The sequence below is a fragment of the Bacillus sp. BPN334 genome (genome assembly GCF_008368885.1).
GTDB lineage: Bacteria > Bacillota > Bacilli > Bacillales > Bacillaceae_G > Bacillus_A > Bacillus_A wiedmannii.
Genome location: NZ_QOZW01000008.1, coordinates 300,025 through 318,499, shown reverse-complemented (window position 1 = coordinate 318,499; position 18,475 = coordinate 300,025). Strand labels below are relative to the sequence as shown.

The 18,475-nt window shown below is 31.8% G+C and carries 15 protein-coding genes and 3 pseudogenes; 15 read left to right on the top strand and 3 right to left on the bottom strand.

The features are described from left to right. Nucleotides 1-19: 19 nt before the first annotated feature. Nucleotides 20-1,606, bottom strand: coding sequence for a S8 family peptidase (locus DN393_RS13685; protein ID WP_149173584.1), 1,587 nt, complete (start codon nt 1,604-1,606; stop codon nt 20-22). 655 nt (nt 1,607-2,261) lie between these two features. Here DN393_RS13685 and DN393_RS13680 point away from each other — a divergent pair. The 4 genes and pseudogenes from DN393_RS13680 to DN393_RS13665 all read left to right on the top strand — a co-directional run. Further along, nucleotides 2,262-4,007, top strand: a pseudogene (locus tag DN393_RS13680) (RNaseH domain-containing protein); the annotation flags it as partial. A 204-nt stretch (nt 4,008-4,211) separates the two neighbouring features. After that, on the top strand, nt 4,212-4,976 hold the full coding sequence (locus DN393_RS13675; RefSeq protein WP_098102617.1) for a DUF3959 family protein: 765 nt from the start codon (nt 4,212-4,214) through the stop codon (nt 4,974-4,976). Between the two features lie 130 nt (nt 4,977-5,106). Then, nucleotides 5,107-5,522, top strand: a pseudogene (locus DN393_RS13670) (DUF3995 domain-containing protein). Nucleotides 5,523-5,661: 139 nt separating this feature from the next. Beyond that, entirely contained in the window at nt 5,662-5,865 is a 204-nt protein-coding gene (locus DN393_RS13665; protein ID WP_000878362.1) for a hypothetical protein, read from the top strand. Between the two features lie 248 nt (nt 5,866-6,113). Here the strand turns inward: DN393_RS13665 and DN393_RS13660 are convergent, their stop codons facing one another. Next, a complete protein-coding gene (locus DN393_RS13660; protein ID WP_000409414.1) occupies nt 6,114-6,326 on the bottom strand; it encodes a hypothetical protein in 213 nt (70 codons plus the stop codon). A gap of 228 nt (nt 6,327-6,554) precedes the next feature. Here DN393_RS13660 and DN393_RS13655 point away from each other — a divergent pair, with 228 nt between their 5' ends. From DN393_RS13655 to DN393_RS13620, 7 genes and pseudogenes are all read left to right on the top strand, one after another. Beyond that, nucleotides 6,555-7,556 carry a DUF1835 domain-containing protein gene (locus DN393_RS13655; protein ID WP_149173583.1) on the top strand — a complete coding sequence of 334 codons (1,002 nt, stop codon included), beginning with the start codon at nt 6,555-6,557 and terminating at the stop codon, nt 7,554-7,556. 177 nt (nt 7,557-7,733) lie between these two features. After that, nucleotides 7,734-8,014, top strand: a pseudogene (locus tag DN393_RS13650) (hypothetical protein); the annotation flags it as partial. Nucleotides 8,015-8,162: 148 nt separating this feature from the next. Further along, the gene (locus DN393_RS13645) at nt 8,163-8,567 is read left to right on the top strand and encodes a hypothetical protein (RefSeq protein ID WP_064475354.1); all 405 of its coding nucleotides are present in this window, start codon (nt 8,163-8,165) and stop codon (nt 8,565-8,567) included. Between the two features lie 158 nt (nt 8,568-8,725). After that, a complete protein-coding gene (cypA, locus tag DN393_RS13640; RefSeq protein WP_064475355.1) occupies nt 8,726-9,961 on the top strand; it encodes a cytochrome P450 in 1,236 nt (411 codons plus the stop codon). A 266-nt stretch (nt 9,962-10,227) separates the two neighbouring features. Then, entirely contained in the window at nt 10,228-11,511 is a 1,284-nt protein-coding gene (locus DN393_RS13630) for an MFS transporter (protein WP_064475356.1), read from the top strand. After that, nucleotides 11,501-12,130, top strand: coding sequence for a Vat family streptogramin A O-acetyltransferase (locus tag DN393_RS13625; RefSeq protein WP_149173582.1), 630 nt, complete (start codon nt 11,501-11,503; stop codon nt 12,128-12,130). The genes DN393_RS13630 and DN393_RS13625 overlap by 11 nt, the downstream gene beginning before the upstream one ends. Before the next feature lie 73 nt (nt 12,131-12,203). After that, a complete protein-coding gene (locus tag DN393_RS13620) occupies nt 12,204-12,359 on the top strand; it encodes a DUF1540 domain-containing protein (protein WP_000046093.1) in 156 nt (51 codons plus the stop codon). 102 nt (nt 12,360-12,461) lie between these two features. Here the strand turns inward: DN393_RS13620 and DN393_RS13615 are convergent, their stop codons facing one another. Then, nucleotides 12,462-12,959: a PadR family transcriptional regulator gene (locus tag DN393_RS13615; RefSeq protein ID WP_064475358.1), complete on the bottom strand. Its 498-nt coding sequence runs from the start codon at nt 12,957-12,959 to the stop codon at nt 12,462-12,464. A 140-nt stretch (nt 12,960-13,099) separates the two neighbouring features. On the opposite strand from DN393_RS13615, the gene DN393_RS13610 reads away from it, so the two are divergent. From DN393_RS13610 to DN393_RS13595, 4 genes are all read left to right on the top strand, one after another. Beyond that, on the top strand, nt 13,100-14,314 hold the full coding sequence (locus DN393_RS13610) for a cytochrome P450 (RefSeq protein WP_064475359.1): 1,215 nt from the start codon (nt 13,100-13,102) through the stop codon (nt 14,312-14,314). A gap of 112 nt (nt 14,315-14,426) precedes the next feature. Then, on the top strand, nt 14,427-15,005 hold the full coding sequence (locus tag DN393_RS13605) for a cysteine dioxygenase family protein (RefSeq protein ID WP_064475360.1): 579 nt from the start codon (nt 14,427-14,429) through the stop codon (nt 15,003-15,005). Between the two features lie 177 nt (nt 15,006-15,182). Then, nucleotides 15,183-16,034: a Cof-type HAD-IIB family hydrolase gene (locus DN393_RS13600; RefSeq protein ID WP_064475361.1), complete on the top strand. Its 852-nt coding sequence runs from the start codon at nt 15,183-15,185 to the stop codon at nt 16,032-16,034. A 456-nt stretch (nt 16,035-16,490) separates the two neighbouring features. Then, nucleotides 16,491-18,278 carry a PAS domain-containing sensor histidine kinase gene (locus tag DN393_RS13595; protein WP_064475362.1) on the top strand — a complete coding sequence of 596 codons (1,788 nt, stop codon included), beginning with the start codon at nt 16,491-16,493 and terminating at the stop codon, nt 18,276-18,278. Nucleotides 18,279-18,475 lie beyond the last annotated feature (197 nt).

Below are 18,475 nucleotides of genomic sequence, written 5' to 3'. Positions count from 1 at the left end.
GTTATTGAATTTTTACTCATTAATGGATGTGTTGAGCTTCTTCAACTGCTTTGAGTGCATTTACACGACCGTATCCATAAAATGGACTATGTTGTCCAAGTGGAGTATTTTGATATGTGCTCAAATCTCCAATTTGATTTGCGGTATGTGCTAAGATTTCTCGAACTTGCTTCCACTTTAAACTTGGATTAACTGAAAGCATTAAAGCTACGATTCCCGCAACAAGTGGAGTTGAAGATGAAGTGCCACCAAATGAATTTGTGTAATCGCCCATATCGTCTCCATGGTCTGAATTCCCACGATTATAGCCATCGTCTCCTAGAATATCTGTTGTAAAGATTCTTTTCTTTCCTCGATCACTAGAAGGAGCACAAATCAATACTTCCTTACCAAAATTACTGTAAGAAGAACGGTCTTCATCACTATGTGAAGCGGCAATGGACATAGTATAAGGGTTGGTTGTATAGCCATTTAGGGAAGTATCTTCATTATAGTTTCCGGCTGCAAAGAGGATAATTGTTCCTTTTCCATTTCTACCATGTGTAGTACAGTGTTTAAGTGCTGCAAGAACATTTGGGGTAATGTCATATTTTACACCTTCACGTTCCCCAGGTCCCCAACTACAACTAATGATATCCGCACCATTATCAGTAAGTTTTTCAAACATTTCTCCTTCTTCTATAGTACCTAAAAATTGAGGTGTACGAGCAACCATTAGTGAACAATTCGGTGCAGCGCCATATGCTTTTAATCCGGCCGCAGTTGCTACGCCAGCACAAGCAGTACCATGACAATCATCGAATTTACAATTATCATTATTTAAAATTTTCGGATTACCATCAGGTATATCTCTTTCAAAATCATATTGATAAACGATTTTATTTTGAAACTCAGGGTGTTCAGTAAGGACTCCATCATCTGCAATTGCAATTTTGATATTTGGATTTCCTTTTGTAATTTCCCAGGCTTCTATGACTTTAGCAGTTTGAAGGTGCCATTGTTGAGAAAGGAAATTCTCGGTATCTTCTGTAACAACGGGTGTTTCTCTTGTGGATCCATTCATACTTGGCATCTTGTAGCGCTCACGAATAAGGTTAGGATGTGCGAAGAGAGTTAGTCCAGATTCGTAGTATGTGTTTGCAATATGAATAACATCTGTTGAGTCTTTTTCGTCATTAACTTGTAATATAAATCCATTTTCAGCATAGCCTAAAGGTTTTACGGTTTTAACATTGTGCTTTTTATTTAATTTATCAATTTGTTCCATAGTCACATCAGGTTTAAATTGCACTATAAATTTATTATCTACAAGTATTAAATCTGTACTATTTGGGCCTTGTTTAAAAATAGGAACAGTATCTGTTGTTATTGTTTCAGCTTCATTAGAGAGAGGATGAAGCCTTTCATTATCATTTTCTTTTTCGTAAACCTGGATTCCGTATTTTTTAACAGTAAATAAAGGTTTTTTAACTTCATCTTCAGTGCTTAATAAACTTACAGGTTCGGGATTATTTGGAGAAGTTTTAATTGCGACTAAATCTGTTACAGGAATTAGAGGTATCTGCATCCCATCTGAGTAATAGAAAGTATTTTTTTTATTTGACATTTGGATTTCCTCCTTTTGTAACAACTAACAAATAATTTTCGTGTGTAGTTTATCCGTGATTTTGCTAATAAATACAAAAGCCTTATTATTATTTAAATCTAGGACGATTAGGTGAATAACATTTCAATTAGATTTTTGAAATTTGCGAACAATAAAATTGAACAAAATGAAATCTTTTTTGTTTGAAAATAGTTTGTTTAATAAATTATGGAACATGATAAATTGGATTGTAATTTACTTTATCTGATAGTAAGGAGACAGAATTAGGAGGATGAAATTTATTTTATTACAAGACAACTGGTAAAAAATGTGAATTTCTAAGAGTGTGTAGAAGTGAACGATTTTAATTACAAACAAATATAATAGGCATATATATAAGAAGAGAGTAGCGCATAAAACGACCACTCTCTTTTGACCACATTGATCACAAGTAGGAAGGTATATTTTCCGTACAAAAATCCCAAAATCGGAACATAGTCAGTATATAAGAAGGAATGCGTGTATTATCTAAACAAAAAAGTGCTAACAAGTTTGCAAACGAACTTGCTAACACCTATTCGAAATAGACATAAATTATCGCTGATATGTCTTCTTTGAAAATAGCTTTAATTAGTTAAATCACGCTTATACGAAATACTCATAAAAACCGTCTTAATATCAAGAATATAATCATCCAGATATTCCTTTGCTATTAAGACGAAAACGGGGCATGATATTGGTTTCTACTCCAGAATTTTCATCAAATAATACAAAATTACGATTTGTAAAACTAAAAGTACAACAAGCTACAAACGGCATAAAATGGATTAAAATATTTAGAAGTTTAAAAGATGATTTTCATATAGGTGGAGAAGTTGAATTAGAGCATATTCTTCAATATCCGAAAGATTATATGCTAGGAGCAAACATTAGGGTGTTGCTTCCATACAATGAGAGAATATATAAAGTTCAAGGTACAAAAATAAAACCTGGTATAAAAGTAAAGGAAAGTGAGTATCTTTTTAAATGGTTTCAGCAAAAATTCTCTCATTTCACATTACTACCAGAATGTAATAAGCTAGCAACAAATAATGAAAATGAATTATTCCCTTTAATTGCACCAAAAGGATTAGAGACTATAACGTTAGAACTATGGTCTGAAAAAATATCGTTGGAAGTTGAACAAGCGTTATTTGAAAATGAAATTGTGTTAGCTCAAATTGGCGAGTCATCATATGTATTAAATGCAGATTCTCCAGTATTATTAAAAATAGTAAGATATAATATTGAAAAAGTATTGCAAAATCCATATAAAATGCAATATTGTCAGAAATACAAAACAAATTTAGTAGAGGATGTTATGAAAGCCGTTTATGCTACTGCAGGTGAGCGCAATGATGCGACGTTGGCGTTAATCGCAATGAAAAATTGTGATGGGCGTGAAAAAATTGATCCAAAGCAAATCGTTAGAGAAGGGTTTGCACGAACTAACCGTATTTCAGCATTTATTAATTTATTTATTGGCCAAAGTGTATCTCGTAAAACAATTATTAATTGTATCCTTAGTTTATTAGAACAAAAAGGATTTTTGAAACGTAGTTGGAATAAAATAAATTTACCTTGTACATATGTTAATTTATCAATTGAGCGAATCTCGAAATTTGATTTCTTACCTATTTTTTCACAAATAAAAGGAAAAGAAATTTCATATAAACTATATGGGAATACAGAGTGGCAAACGATTGATCGTTTATTATTAAATATAAATAAACATAATGCCTTTTTACCGCAGCCTTCAAAAAGAAATGATATGGAGATTCTATTTAAACAATTTGTTTCTGAAACATTATCAGGAATTTTACAACATGTAAAAGAGCAAAATGAACAAGTGTATTTCATTATAGATGCGAATTTAAGAAAACATTGGATAAAAGAGTTACAAAATAAAAAAATTGATATAGATACTTTCCCTGAGATTGTTCCTGATGTGCTAAAGGTTCCAAACTTAAATATTATAAGAATAAATAAAGCTTTTGATACACCAAAATACGGTGTGATAGAACGTGATGATGTTCCGGATGGCACAAGTTTATATACAGATCAAAAGGGGATGTATTATAGCGCTGGTGAATATTCTTTGAATGATAGTGAAACATTGCAGCGATACATACTTGAAATTTTACCTTTAGGTGTAAAATCTGTAGAAAGGAATTATATCGCCAAAATGATACATTACATGTGCTGTAATTCAAGTATGCTGTTAGAAAAGGATGTACACATGCCGTATTCCATGCATATGGCGAAAGTAGTAAAGGGCTATATGACGGATATAGATGCAAGAGAGTTTAAAGAGTTTGATGATGAACTGGATGTAGATATTATGAAAATAGAAAAGAAAGATTCAATATTCTGCTCTAAATAATAGTAGACAAATCCTGCTCATTATATCGGTCAGGATTTGTCATTTTTCCATGTAAATAAGGATATCTTTTGTCATGTATCTTCTCTTTTACGTATTTACTTTATTTACATACAGGATTAAGATGTTTTTTAGAAATAAAAAACTACATCATTTTGGAAAGCAATATGAATTGATTCAAAAGAAATTTGAAAGGAATGAGGAATTGTGAAGAAATTAGATGTGTTATTAATGCTATTGAGCGGCCTCTTTCCGGTTGCAGGAATTATAAAGCAAATCCCACTAGAACAATCTTTATATATCGGGGGCCTTTTATTTTTTACTAGTTTTGGTAGCTATTTTGCGAAAAAAATATATTCACGTATATGTAGTTGGATAGCGTATGCGCCATTTATAACACTACTGTTAGTCATTTGGCATCAAGATATTTCAACAAGTTCAATAATAGGGAATGCGAAAATCGCCGCTTGTATCGCTTTAATTCCATGTTTATTCCGTTTTCGTACATATGGACTTACTTTCGGTTTATTCTCATTATGGGCCGCTTTACTTTGGGATATTAAAGAAGTACAGTCTTTAGTCATACTTGAACGTATGTCGAGTTTAATGACAAGTCATTACTTATATCTTCTACTGTTAGTTGGAGGACTTATATTAGGTGGATTACTTGCGATGTTATTACATCGTAAAGAGCAGGATGATAATAAAGAAAATATAAATCTATTTCAACAAAAAAAGAAGCGCAAAAAATTATCATTTAAGATTCCACTTCCTAGATTACCGAAATTAAAGATCAAATTATTTAAGTTTGGTGGAAAAGCATCAAAACGAAAAACGCCAGAAAAAATACGTGAGCATAATTACGAAGAACCAGCTTCAGCTGCAACATATGAAATGGCAGAGCAAATACAACAAGGTACTGCTCAAGGACAAACGAGGATGGAACGTCGTAGAAATAGGTATAATGTATAAGAAATTTCAGTAAACCCTTTAATGATGTATCATTAAAGGGTTTTTTTATGTAATTAAATATAGATTGCCAATACGGAATTCATAGCATACTCTAAAGATGAGCAATTAAATAAAATAATGGGAGGACAAAATGTTGATTATTACATATATTTCTGTCTGTATATTATTTTTAGTTAGCTTTTTACATGTTTACTGGGCTTTCGGAGGTAAGTGGGCGACAAATAGTGTCATTCCAACAAAATCTGGAGAAAAGGCATTTATACCAGGTGTAGGGATGACATTGTTCATTGCGTTATTATTAAGTATGGCAGCAATGATTTTATTACAACAAACAAATGTTGTTCATTTCGAAGTTCCTAATAGTATTGTTCAATTGGGCTCCTGGATTTGTATGATTGTTTTTTTATAAGAGTAATTGGTGAGTTTCATTATTTTGGCATCTTTAAGCGAAAAAAAGATACGCGTTTTGCTAAAATGGATACTGTTTTATATATACCACTTTGTGCATTTTTATCTTTATCGTTCTTACTAGCAATTATAACGTGAACATAAAATAGTAGCTGCTTTTTCTAAAATAAATAAACGTGAATTAGCAAGGAGTAAAAGTGAGAAATCTAGTAGTAAATAAAAAGGATGTAAGCGTCTTCTTATCGAAATATAGATTATTATGAAAGGCGGTGACACTATGAAGTATGTAAAAGTCTGTATGAATGGCGGAAGTGAACACAAATTCTCGATGACTTTAGATCGGTTTGAAGAACTTATTACTACAGAGAATGGACTATTAGAAAATAAATTAGTTAGTATTGAAAATGTAATGATTAATCCTACTAATATATCTTCTGTAGTTGAAAAAATTGGTGTACCGGCTAAGTTTATGGAAGCTTAAAAATCGATACATAAAAAAACATCCATAAGGATGTTTTTTATGTGTAAATATAATAATTACACAATTAATAAATGAGCAGAATTTTTAGCAATACGTATACATTTGATGTTTAATAGATGCACAATAAAATAAGTACAAGCATATATTATATTGTAGGACAAGACCTTCGTGTCCTACTTAATACTCAGAAAAAACCTCTATCACATGAGAGCATCCAATTGCAGGTTGCTCTTTTTTTATCCCGTTCTTTAACTTTCAATTTTAAACATATCTTTGATGTTAATAAATATTAAAAATAATATAATAGCAAAAATTAAGTTTGATAAATAGAAATCTTGATGAAATAGTAGTTCAAAGATGACATCGAAAACATATAATATGGCGATAGTAGGTAATATACAAATAAATATAAATCTCCAATTTTTTAAATAATGTTTATAAGTAGTAATCGCTTTCTCCATGCATATAGCTCCTGTATTTTTTATTTTCTATATAATTATACATTTAAATAAAGGGATTTACAAAAGAATATTTAGTAATTAAGAATTGTAGGAGAGATTTTGTTGAAAATGTGGATAGCTGTAGCAATCTGAATAATAAATGCTTTTACTTAAAAAAACTTTAAAAGAATGATACTAAAATGATACACTATAATATACGTTATTTATGAAATGAATAGAGGGATTTGTATGATAGACAAAATCAAAAATGTTGTAGAGGATATGTATGAAGATGAAGCAAAACATTTACTTCAAAGTATTCTAATTCAGTTAAATTTGTTAGAAGAAAACTATAGTGAAGATGCAATTAAAAATTTGATGGATATTCCTAAGCAACTAACGAGTAATACATCATATATAAGAAATGTAAAAGAAAGCACACACGTACATATTGCGTTTGATGATTCAACAGCTGGATGTTTAAAATATATGCTTAGTCAAGAAGAACAATTGGAAGAGAGGGTTGTCGCTTTTTCTGAATTTTTTTCAATTGGGCCGATAAACAAGTTACATATGTATGAGGGACAACTTGCAAGACAGAAATGGTTAGTAAACAATTTAACTGCTTATGATAATTATTTTGAAGTAGAGTATTTACCAAGGTTTTTAGAAACTATGGAAGAACTACACACTATTCCTATTGAAACACCTATTACAATTTGGAAAGCTAATAACGCACATGAACATGTAGGCCTATGTTTTGTAATGGCGCAATTAAAAGATAAGAAAAACATTCGCGTTATTAATACGTCTGAAGCAAGTAAAGAAATATTAAAAAAAGAGTATGCTATTCGTGGAACAGGAGAATTATCGCCTGACAGTTTAGCTCTATTGCAAAAAAGTTTTGCAGCATTTCCGTATGTAACGAAAGAAAAGCGAATGGAGTATGAATATGAATGGGATAAATTATCGAATAGTACGGAGTTTTTAAGAGTTTGGAATGAAAATGAAGTGTATTCGGTACAAGAAGATTATTTTGATCAATTTATTATTGAATGCGCGAAAAGTGTAGGTGCTGATTGTGAGTTCCTAAAAGCTCCTAGAGTAATTGGTGAGGCACTTGGTCTTGCTGATCAGTTGGTTGGCGATACATTTTTAGAATATCGTTTAAAGCAATTAATTAAAAAAGAAGTTTTTGAATTTGAAGGTTCGTTAAATGAAATGCGTTTTTATAGTGTGAAGTTGAAATAGCATTTAAACAAAAATCCTCTTCTAATAAAGAATTAGAAGGGGATTTTTTGGGGAATAAAAGAGAAGTTTTTCCTTTATGGAAGTTTTATATAAAAAGAAAATTCATATATCATATAGAATTTATTAATAATTAGGAGGAGTAGCTCATTGAACAATCAGTTTTGTTCATGTCAATTAGATGATGCACCAAAGTTACTACCTCCATCGAACCTCCCCAGTTTACCTTCTGCATTTGCTACTCCTGTACCAACATCTCAAATGAGATCATGGATGTGCAATTGTTTAGGAAGATGGGCTATTTAAGGTTAAATATACCTGCTACTTTTGGAAGAGATTTATGGTTTTTCCCAACAGAAGTTAGCCGGTTTGATGTATCAGGATATACTTGGCAAGATGGTCATCGTTTTAAGGTAACTTACCAATATAAACAAATTAGTAATTATATGTGCTTTGCATAGTGGCAAATAGGAGAGATTTATTTTTGATCTCTTCTATTTGTAGTTTGCAACATTTTTTATGAATTTAGGCTATACATAAGCTTCCTATAGGGGGCATATCACATATGAATGTTAAAGGTACTAAATGAAAAGTAGGTGATTTGTTAATATGTATAACCAGCAAAATTATCCATATGATCAAGGGATGTATTATAATCCGCAAAACTACGGGTATGAATCTGTAAATGAAATGAGAGAATTGGAACAAGAAGATTATAGACCAGATGATGCGGAAGATGCTCCAACGTCACCACCACCGTCACAAGCGCCGTCGTTACCGTCTACATTTGCTTCTCCAGCTCAAGCAGGGAATATGAAATCATGGATGTGTAACTGTCTAGGAAGATGGGGCTATTTACGTTTGCATCGTCCTGGACCTTTCGGAAGAGACTTATGGTTCTTCCCGACTGAAGTGAGGAGAAATGGGGTTTCAGGTTACACTTGGCAAGGTGGTCGCCGTCGTAAAGTAAGTTATCGCTATCAACAAATTAGTAATTTCATGTGCTTTGCGTAAAGAAAAGTGAGAGAGTAAAAGCATTTTACTCTCTCACTTTTTATTTTTCAATATAAGAAGTAAGATTTCGAATGAAAATTTACAATTTTCTCGTTTTTATTAGAGTATAATGCATATGTTGGTTGGTTTTCAAAAACAAATGAGAGTGAGGGAATACAATGTCAATGAAAAACAAAGTTGGGCTAAGAATAGAAGATGGTATTAATTTAGCTTCAGCTCAGTTTAAAGAAGATGCGTATGAAATTTATAAAGAATCTAGAAAAGTGCAACCTATCTTATTTGTGAATAAAACTGAATTAGGTGCAGAGTGGCTTATTACAAGATATGAAGATGCTTTGCCACTATTAAAAGATAATCGCTTAAAAAAAGATCCGGCCAATGTATTTTCTCAAGATACATTGAATGTCTTTCTTACTGTTGATAATAGTGATTATTTAACGACGCACATGCTAAATTCAGATCCACCTAACCACAATCGTTTACGATCACTCGTACAAAAAGCTTTTACACCGAAGATGATCACGCAATTGGAAGGAAGAATACAGGATATTGCAGATGATTTGTTAAATGAAGTCGAGCGAAAAAGTTCATTAAATCTTGTTGATGATTACTCGTTTCCTTTACCGATTATTGTAATAAGTGAAATGCTAGGCATTCCAAAAGAAGATCAAGCGAAATTTAGAATTTGGTCTCATGCTGTCATTGCTTCCCCAGAAACACCAGAAGAAATAAGAGAAACTGAAAAGCAACTATCTGAGTTTATTACATATCTTCAATATTTAGTTGATAATAAACGAAAAGAGCCAAAAGAAGACTTGGTGAGTGCATTAATACTTGCGGAAAATGAAGGGCATAAACTTAGCGCCCGAGAACTATATTCAATGATCATGTTACTAATTGTGGCGGGACATGAGACAACGGTAAATTTAATAACAAATACGGTATTAGCACTTCTCGAAAATCCGGATCAATTACAGTTATTAAAAGAAAATCCAAAATTAATTGATGCAGCTATTGAGGAAGTATTACGATATTATTCTCCAGTTGAGGTTACAACTTCAAGATGGGCAGATGAACCTTTTCAAATTCACGACCGAACAATCGAAAGAGGAGATATGGTTGTCATTGCATTAGCTTCTGCAAACCGTGATGAAACGGTATTTGAAAATCCGGAAGTATTCGATATTACTCGGGAGAATAATCGTCATATTGCTTTTGGCCATGGTAGCCATTTCTGCTTAGGTGCTCCGCTTGCTAGGTTAGAAGCAAGGATTGCCATTACTACTTTATTTAATCGAATGCCTGAACTACAAATAAAAGGGAAACGTGAAGACATTAAATGGCAGGGGAATTATTTAATGCGTTCTTTAGAGGAATTACCATTAACATTCTAGAATATTTATTGTAGACATGCATACATAGAAAATGATTTACATAGAGTATGTATGTGTTATTTAAATTCGAAACGGAAGGGTGAAAACATCCCAATGATCAACTAATTCTATTTGTAAGAGATCTTCGTTAAAAAACGAAATATTCTTCTGAATAGGATTAGTCTGTGCATTTATAGAAAAGGGATGTATTTCGCTCTGCGAAAATATAGTCTTTTTATATGATTTGTGCTGCCTCCTGTTCAGAACATGAAATAGGGGGCTTTTTTATGTCGACAAATGTAGTAACGAAACAAAACAATGGGGTATCACAAGTATTAAAAAATCGGTTTGTGCAAGGAATTCTTGCATCAGCATTATTTTTACAAATTGGAATATGGGTTCGGAACTTTGCGGTATTACTATATGTAATGGAAATGACGAAAGGTGATGCTTTTGCTATTTCGATGATTTCGGTTGCTGAGTTTGCTCCAATCTTCATCTTTTCCTTTATAGGTGGAACCTTTGCTGATAGGTGGAAACCAAAGAAGACAATGATATGGTGTGAAACGTTAAGTTCCATTTCAGTATTCGCTGTATTAATTACACTTATGTTTGGAACATGGAAAATCGTGTTTTTTGTTACACTTATTTCTGCAATCCTTTCGCAGTTTTCTCAACCATCAGGTATGAAATTGTTTAAACAGCATTTATCAACGGAACAAATCCAATTAGCGATGTCTATATATCAAACAATATTTGCGATTTTTATGGTGTTAGGACCGATTCTTGGAACATTTATCTTTCATAGTTTTGGAATTTATATTTCAATTATCATAACAGGTATCGCTTTTTTACTGGCAGCAGCTGTGTTGTTATTTCTCCCGAAAGATCTTGAGAATAAAAATGAGAAAAAAGAAATCACGTTGTTACAGGAAATGCTAGACGGTATTAAATACGTAAAAAAGAAAAAAGCATTAACTTTGCTAGGGCTTTGTTTTATGGCAGCAGGACTCGGTATTGGTTTAATTCAGCCACTTGGTATATTTATTGTAACTGAGCAGTTAGGACTATCAAAAGAGAGTTTACAATGGTTACTAACAGTAAATGGTGCAGGAATGATTGTTGGCGGCGCTTTAGCGATGGTATTTGCGAAAAATGTTGCTCCGCAAAAGATGTTAATTGTAGGGATGTTCGGTCAGGCGATCGGCATTGGTATTATAGGTTATTCGACGAATTTATGGGTGACACTTACAGCACAACTTTTTAGTGGGTTAGCTCTTCCATGTATCCAAATAGGTATTAATACGCTCATTATTCAAAACAGCGATACAGATTTTATTGGTCGTGTAAATGGCATTTTAAGTCCACTATTCACCGGTTCAATGGTAGTAACAATGAGTATTGCTGGTTCATTAAAAGAGGTGTTCTCATTAAGTACGATGTATGAGGGCACAGCTTTACTATTTATAATTGGATTATTATTTATTTTACCTATATACAATTTAAAACCAGTAATAGCTGTAGAAAGTGAAATAAATGGTAAAGGAAGTGCTGTACAACATGAATCCTAATCCAAATGTTAAATATCCTATTGAAGGAAATCAAAATGTCCATTTTATAAAAAATACAATAACGAAAGCTAATATACTTGTTGGTGACTATTCTTATTATGATGCGAAAGATGGAGAAACATTTGAAGATCGAGTATTACATCATTATGAATTTCTTGGAGATCATCTTACTATTGGAAAGTTTTGTTGTATTGCAAATGGAGTTAACTTTATTATGAACGGAGCGAATCATCGGATGGATGGATTTTCGGCATATCCATTTAATATATTTGGAAATGGGTGGGAGAAGTATACACCTAATTTGTCTGATTTACCTTACAAAGGTGATACAGTTATAGGAAATGACGTTTGGATTGGTATGGATACAACTATTATGCCAGGAATAAAAGTAGGGGATGGTGCAATTATTGCAGCTAAATCTGTTGTGACTAGAGACGTAGCACCATATACAATTGTTGGCGGAAACCCTGCAAATAAAATAAAGGAACGATTTACAAATACAATAATAGAAGAATTATTGCAAATTCAATGGTGGCATTTTGACATTGAAAAAATAACAGAAAATATAGATGCTATTGTACGAGGAGATATTGAACCATTAAGAAAGCTAAAAAGGTAATAAAAAATGCATGACAAAGAGTATCATACCTCCGAATTTTGTTAATGATAATAGAACAAGGAGGTGTGATACTATGGCACAAGACGTTTTATGTGAAGTAAACAACTGTAAATTTTGGGCTAACGGCAATAAATGTAGTGCAGATGCAATTTATGTAGTAAGTAATAAAGGGAAACAAGCATCAACTACGGAAGAAACAGATTGCAAAACTTTCGATCCAGAAATATAAACTTTTAAAGGGTAGCCAAATCGTGGTTGCCCTTTTATTAATTATAGTATTGATAATAAATATCATTTTCATTCATTGTTTTTAACTTTTCTTGTTATTTTTTCATATTTTGTTCATAAGTGATGTAATCCAGAGCAATTCATGTTCAATACGTGATTTACTAAATGCAATGACTTCTGTAATAAAAGATGAGCTAACATCTAAAGATTGAATAGCAGTAAGCTGTTTATGTAGTACGTCTTGGCGTATTGTTAAAATTTCTTTTCTACCTTCGTAATCAAGTTTTTCAAATAGAGCGATACGTACAAGGAACTCAGCGTTATTTGTCGCAATTTTTTCAGGAAACTCTCTTAACATTTCTGAAAAAATTTCTTCACCTGTTTCAGTTATATCGTACATATTTCGGTTTGGCTTTCCGACTTGTTTATGTATTTTTTTCGTTATAGCACCCATATTTTCGAAACGCCGAAGAGCGGGATAAAGTGTGTTATGATTTAATTCGAAATTCTCACCTAACCGGTTTTGAACATTTTTCTTTATTTCATATCCATGTTTTGGTCCAGTTGTTAATTCTGCTAATAGTAAAATGTCAACGTACATAAAAATCCCCCTTATATATTTCTCAAGTTCCCCAATGAAAAATCTCCTTTTGTATATGTTAAAATAACATATGTTAGATTATACAACTTTGAACTGCCGACCTATCACTTTTATTGTAAAAGAAAAGGGAGGAAAGAACTATGGCTTCGCCGGAAAATGTGATTTTAGTTCATGAAATTTCAAAGCTGAAAACAAAAGAAGAATTGTGGAATCCGTATGAATGGTATCAATTTATGAGGGATAATCATCCGGTTCATTATGATGAGGAGCAGGATGTATGGAATGTTTTTTTATACGATGATGTAAATCGAGTTTTATCGGATTATCGCTTATTTTCAAGTAGAAGGGAGCGAAGGCAATTCTCAATCCCTCCTTTAGAAACTAGGATAAATATAAACTCTACTGATCCACCAGAACATCGCAATGTACGTTCTATCGTTTCTAAAGCATTTACTCCAAGAAGTTTAGAACAATGGAAACCTCGAATACAGGCTATCGCAAATGAACTTGTACAACATATTGGAAAATATAGTGAGGTTAATATCGTTGAAGAGTTTGCTGCACCTTTACCTGTTACTGTCATATCCGATTTATTAGGAGTACCAATAACTGACCGTAAAAAAATTAAAGAATGGTCTGATATTTTATTTATGCCATATAGTAAAGAAAAATTTAACGATTTGGATGTAGAAAAAGGAGTTGCGTTAAATGAATTTAAAGCATATCTTCTTCCAATTGTTCAAAATAAAAGATATCATTTAACCGACGATATTATCTCAGATTTAATACGAGCTGAATATGAAGGTGAAAGATTAACCGATGAAGAAATTGTTACTTTTTCTTTAGGTTTATTAGCGGCTGGTAATGAAACAACTACAAATTTAATTATTAATAGCTTCTATTGTTTTTTAGTGGACTCGCCTGGAACATATAAAGAATTAAGGGAATCACCTAAATTAATTTCAAAAGCGATTGAGGAAGTATTACGCTATCGCTTTCCCGTTACATTAGCTAGGAGGATTACAGAGGACACAAATATATTTGGACCTTTTATGAAAAAGGATCAAATGATTGTTGCATGGGTAAGTGCAGCAAATGTAGATGAGAAAAAATTCTTACAAGCTTCTGAATTTAATTTACACAGAATAGGAAATGAAAAGCATTTAACCTTTGGTAAAGGACCTCACTTTTGCTTAGGGGCACCACTTGCACGTTTAGAAGCTGAAATTGCATTAACTACCTTTATAAATGTCTTTGAAAAAATAGAGTTATCTCCATCGTTCAATTTAGAAAAATGTATATTGGAAAATGAACAAACATTAAAATACTTACCTATTCTTTTGAAAACTAGGTAAGACGTTGAGCAAGGTGCATTGTATTGTACCTTGTTTTTCATTTCTCAATTGTAAAATTCTAGTGTGTTTTATAGTATGGAAGTGTGTGAAAGAAGAGTAGAGGAGGATACTTATGTTAACGTGTAATGGAAGCAAAACGTTTCAAGTATTTATTAAAGCTGTAACCGATTTAATAGATAGTAATTTATCCGAAGAGAAAATGGTTTGTGCAATTGAAAAATTACTAGGAAAACTATTAGAAAAGAAAAGATGGCTTCCGTTAGAGAAACAGAAGGTGAATTCGACTCAATATGCACGACACTTGCTATATGAAGATCCTTTAAAGCGTTTTGAAGTATTAGCTCTTGTATGGAAAGATGGTCAATCTACACCTTTACATGATCACGATGGCACATGGGGAGTAGAAGGCGTTTTTACAGGAAGAATAATGGTGCAGAACTTTATACAAACTAAGCAGCTTGAAAATTCACTTGTTTATTTAAGGCATACAGGAAATCTTTATTTGGGAGAAGGTGAAACAGATAAAGTCATTCCACCAACTGATTGTCATATTCTTGAAATAGAAGAAAATGAAAGCGTCATCACTATACATATTTACGGAAAACGTTTAGAAAAGTTTAAAGTATATGTTCCAACTGAAGAAAAAAATGTGTATATGTGTGAGACAAAATATATTAGTTATAGTTCATAGTTTAAAATCAAAAGCTTTTCTTTAAAAAGAAAAGCTTTTGATTTTATTTTTAATTATTTCTTGACCTGAAACGCTTTTCATAAATTATAAATAAAGGGTACTTCACGAAATCAGTATGAAAACGATACCTTTCGTTCAATATAAATTCGTGTATATATAGAAAGTGGTGAAGAAATAATGAAATTAATCGCAATTGATTTAGATGGAACTCTTCTTTCGGGGAATAAAATGATTAGTAAAGAGAATGCAGAAGCAATTCGAAAATGTCAGGAAGCGGGTCATGTTGTAGCAATTTGTACAGGACGTTCTATCGTTGACATTGAAAGATTGTTGTTAGAAGTTAATTTAGAGTGTCCAATTATTGCAGAAAATGGTGCGCTTATATATAAAGATAATAAAATGATGAAGAGATATCCAATTCAAAATATGCAAGCACTTGAGATTGTGAATTATCTTGAAGAGAATGGCTTATATTATCAGCTTTATACTAATAAAGGTGTGTACGTACCGGATTATGGAGTAGAGAGTGTACGTAATGAAATCGAGTATGTGAAAAATTCAAAAGAAAATTTCGACTTGAAAGAATTAGAAACTATCGCAGCTTTATACCTGGAGCATACAGCGTTTCATAGTGCAGAAAGTTGTAAACCGATTGTAGAAACAGATATACATGTGCATAAACTTTTACCATTTTCTTATGACATAGAAAAATTAAAAAAATTAAAAGAAACGTTTCTGCATAATACTGATTTAGCAATTACATCTTCATATTGGCATAATTTAGAGATTAATCATCGAGATGCTCAAAAAGGAAATGGATTATATACTTTAGCAGAACACCTGAATATTCCAGTCGAAAATACTGTAGCGATTGGTGATGGGCTAAACGATGTTTCCATGATGGAAAAAGCGAACATATCAATTGCAATGGGGAATGCTGTGGAAGAAATAAAAGCGATGTGTCAATACGAAACCTTATCAAATGAAGAACACGGTGTTGCACATGCTTTATATAAATATGTAATGTAATATAAAAAGAAAAAAAGAATCCAAATAGATTCTTTTTTTCTTTTTATTAGGGGTAAGGTATTCTATGAGATTCATAGAAGCCTTATTACATTTTATTATATAGAATATATTGGAATAAATGTTTATATTTTTCATATTAATTGTGAAAATTTTATGAACTTTATATTTTTTGTATTTTTATACTACTACAAGCGATATGAATAATGCTATTGTCATAGTTAAATCTATGCATGAGGGCGCGTTATCGGTTGCTTGTCAAATTAAAATTGGTGTTTGATGGAATACATAATGATTAAAGTTTCATTTTATACGTAAATTCTTCTCTTTTTTAATTGAAAAATAAAATTTGTTCGAATAATTATTCTGCAGCTATATACCTAAAGGCACATTCTTCGTATAATGGAGAAGTATAAATTTTGAATTTGTATTAATTTTACATATTGAGGTGAAAAAGGAATGAATGCGCGGCTAATGGAACTTATTGATGTGAGTACAATAGAAACCATGGCAGAACAGTTTTATAAATTAACCAACATATCACATCAACTTCTTGATGCTGAAAAAGAATGTATATTTTCTTTTGGAATAAATGAGATGAAAATATGTAAACTTCCCAAAATTGAAATCCCCATTTTTTTATACAATCAACATTTAGGATCTTTTGTAGTATGGTCAAACAAAATTGACATTTTCAATTGTCAAAAATACTTTGAAATGCTTTCAAATCTAATTATAGATGGGGCGACAAAAGTATTTCAAAGTAAAAATACAACGTTACTTTCTCGAAAAGAGGAGGAACTGCATACGATTTTACAAAACATGCCTGTTATGGTTGATGCGCTTGATTATAATGGAGATTTTGTTTTGTGGAATCGGGAGTGTGAAATTGTAACAGGTTATACCGCTGAAGAAATAATAGGAAATCCAAATGCCCTTCAATTATTGTACCCAGATCATAATTATCGTCACCAAATACAAACGAAATTTTTAACTTGCGGAAAAAATTTCAGGGATTGGGAAATGCACTTAACATGTAAAAATGGTGAAATCAAAACAATCATGTGGTCCAATATATCAGAACAGTTTCCTGTAACAGGATATAGCTACTGGGCTGTCGGAGTAGATATTACACATTTAAAAGCGATAGAAGAGCAGTTAAAACAACAAACGTCTGAATTGGAATTAATTTTTAAGGCTTTACCAGATTTATGTTTCTTAACAGAAGATGATGGCACAATTATAGATTATAAAGCAGGATCCCCTTCGAAATTTTATGTACCGGCACAAGCTTTTATGGGAAAAAAGTTTTTTGAAGTATTACCATCTCCAGTAGCACAGCAGTTTCAGGAAGCAATTCATCAAGTGAAGGAAAAAGGAACGAATGTAATTGTTGAATATCCACTTACAATTAATAGGAGTATCGATTTCTTTGAAGCTAGATGCTTACCATTATTACAAGATAAAATTATGATCATTGTACGCGATATTACAGAACGGAAAAAGACAGAAGAATTGCTAAATAAATCAGATACACTTGCAGCAATTGGTCAATTAGCAGCTGGTGTGGCTCATGAAGTGAGGAACCCATTAACTGTCATTAAAGGGTTTATACAGTTATTTCAAATTAATAAAGAAGATCAAGAAAAATATTTTGATTTAATGCTTTCTGAAATTGAAAGAATAGAAGCGATTCTTCAAGAGTTTTTATCAATTGCTAAAACAGATGAGATAAATACAGAACAAAAAAATATTTATCAAATTTATAATAATGTCGTATCGTTAATGAATACAAAAGCAATTATGACGAATATTCAAGTGGAACTATATGCAGACACCAAAGACATAAGCATTGAATGCTCAGAAAATCAATTGAAACAAGTGTTTATTAATATTTTGCAAAATTCAATCGAAGCTATGCCAAATGGTGGGAAAATTACAATTCATATTAAAGAGATAAACGATGAAGGTGTTATTATTCATGTAATTGATGAAGGAATAGGGATACCTGAAGATAGAATTAAGAGATTAGGTGAGCCTTTTTATAGTACAAAAGAAAAAGGTACCGGTATCGGATTAATGTTAAGTTATAAAATCATTGAAAGTCATCAAGGGAATATAAGTATTATGAGTGAAGTTGGAGTCGGGACAACAGTAACGATTTACTTGCCGAAAGCTCAGAGTGAAAAATCTCTATCAAATTATGATGATAGATTCGAATCAATACGTCCAATTATTAACTCTTAAATTACTAAATCCCCAATAACCAAAAGTTAAGCTTTCGGTTATTGGGGATTTTTATATTTAATTTAGTAAACTTTACCTTTTCTTAACCTTTGTTTTAATTTTTATTAAGTTTTTATCAGTATATTAATATTTGTGCAAAGTACTGTATAGAAAATGTGCATTACTTTTAATATATAGATTCAATTATTATTAGGAAT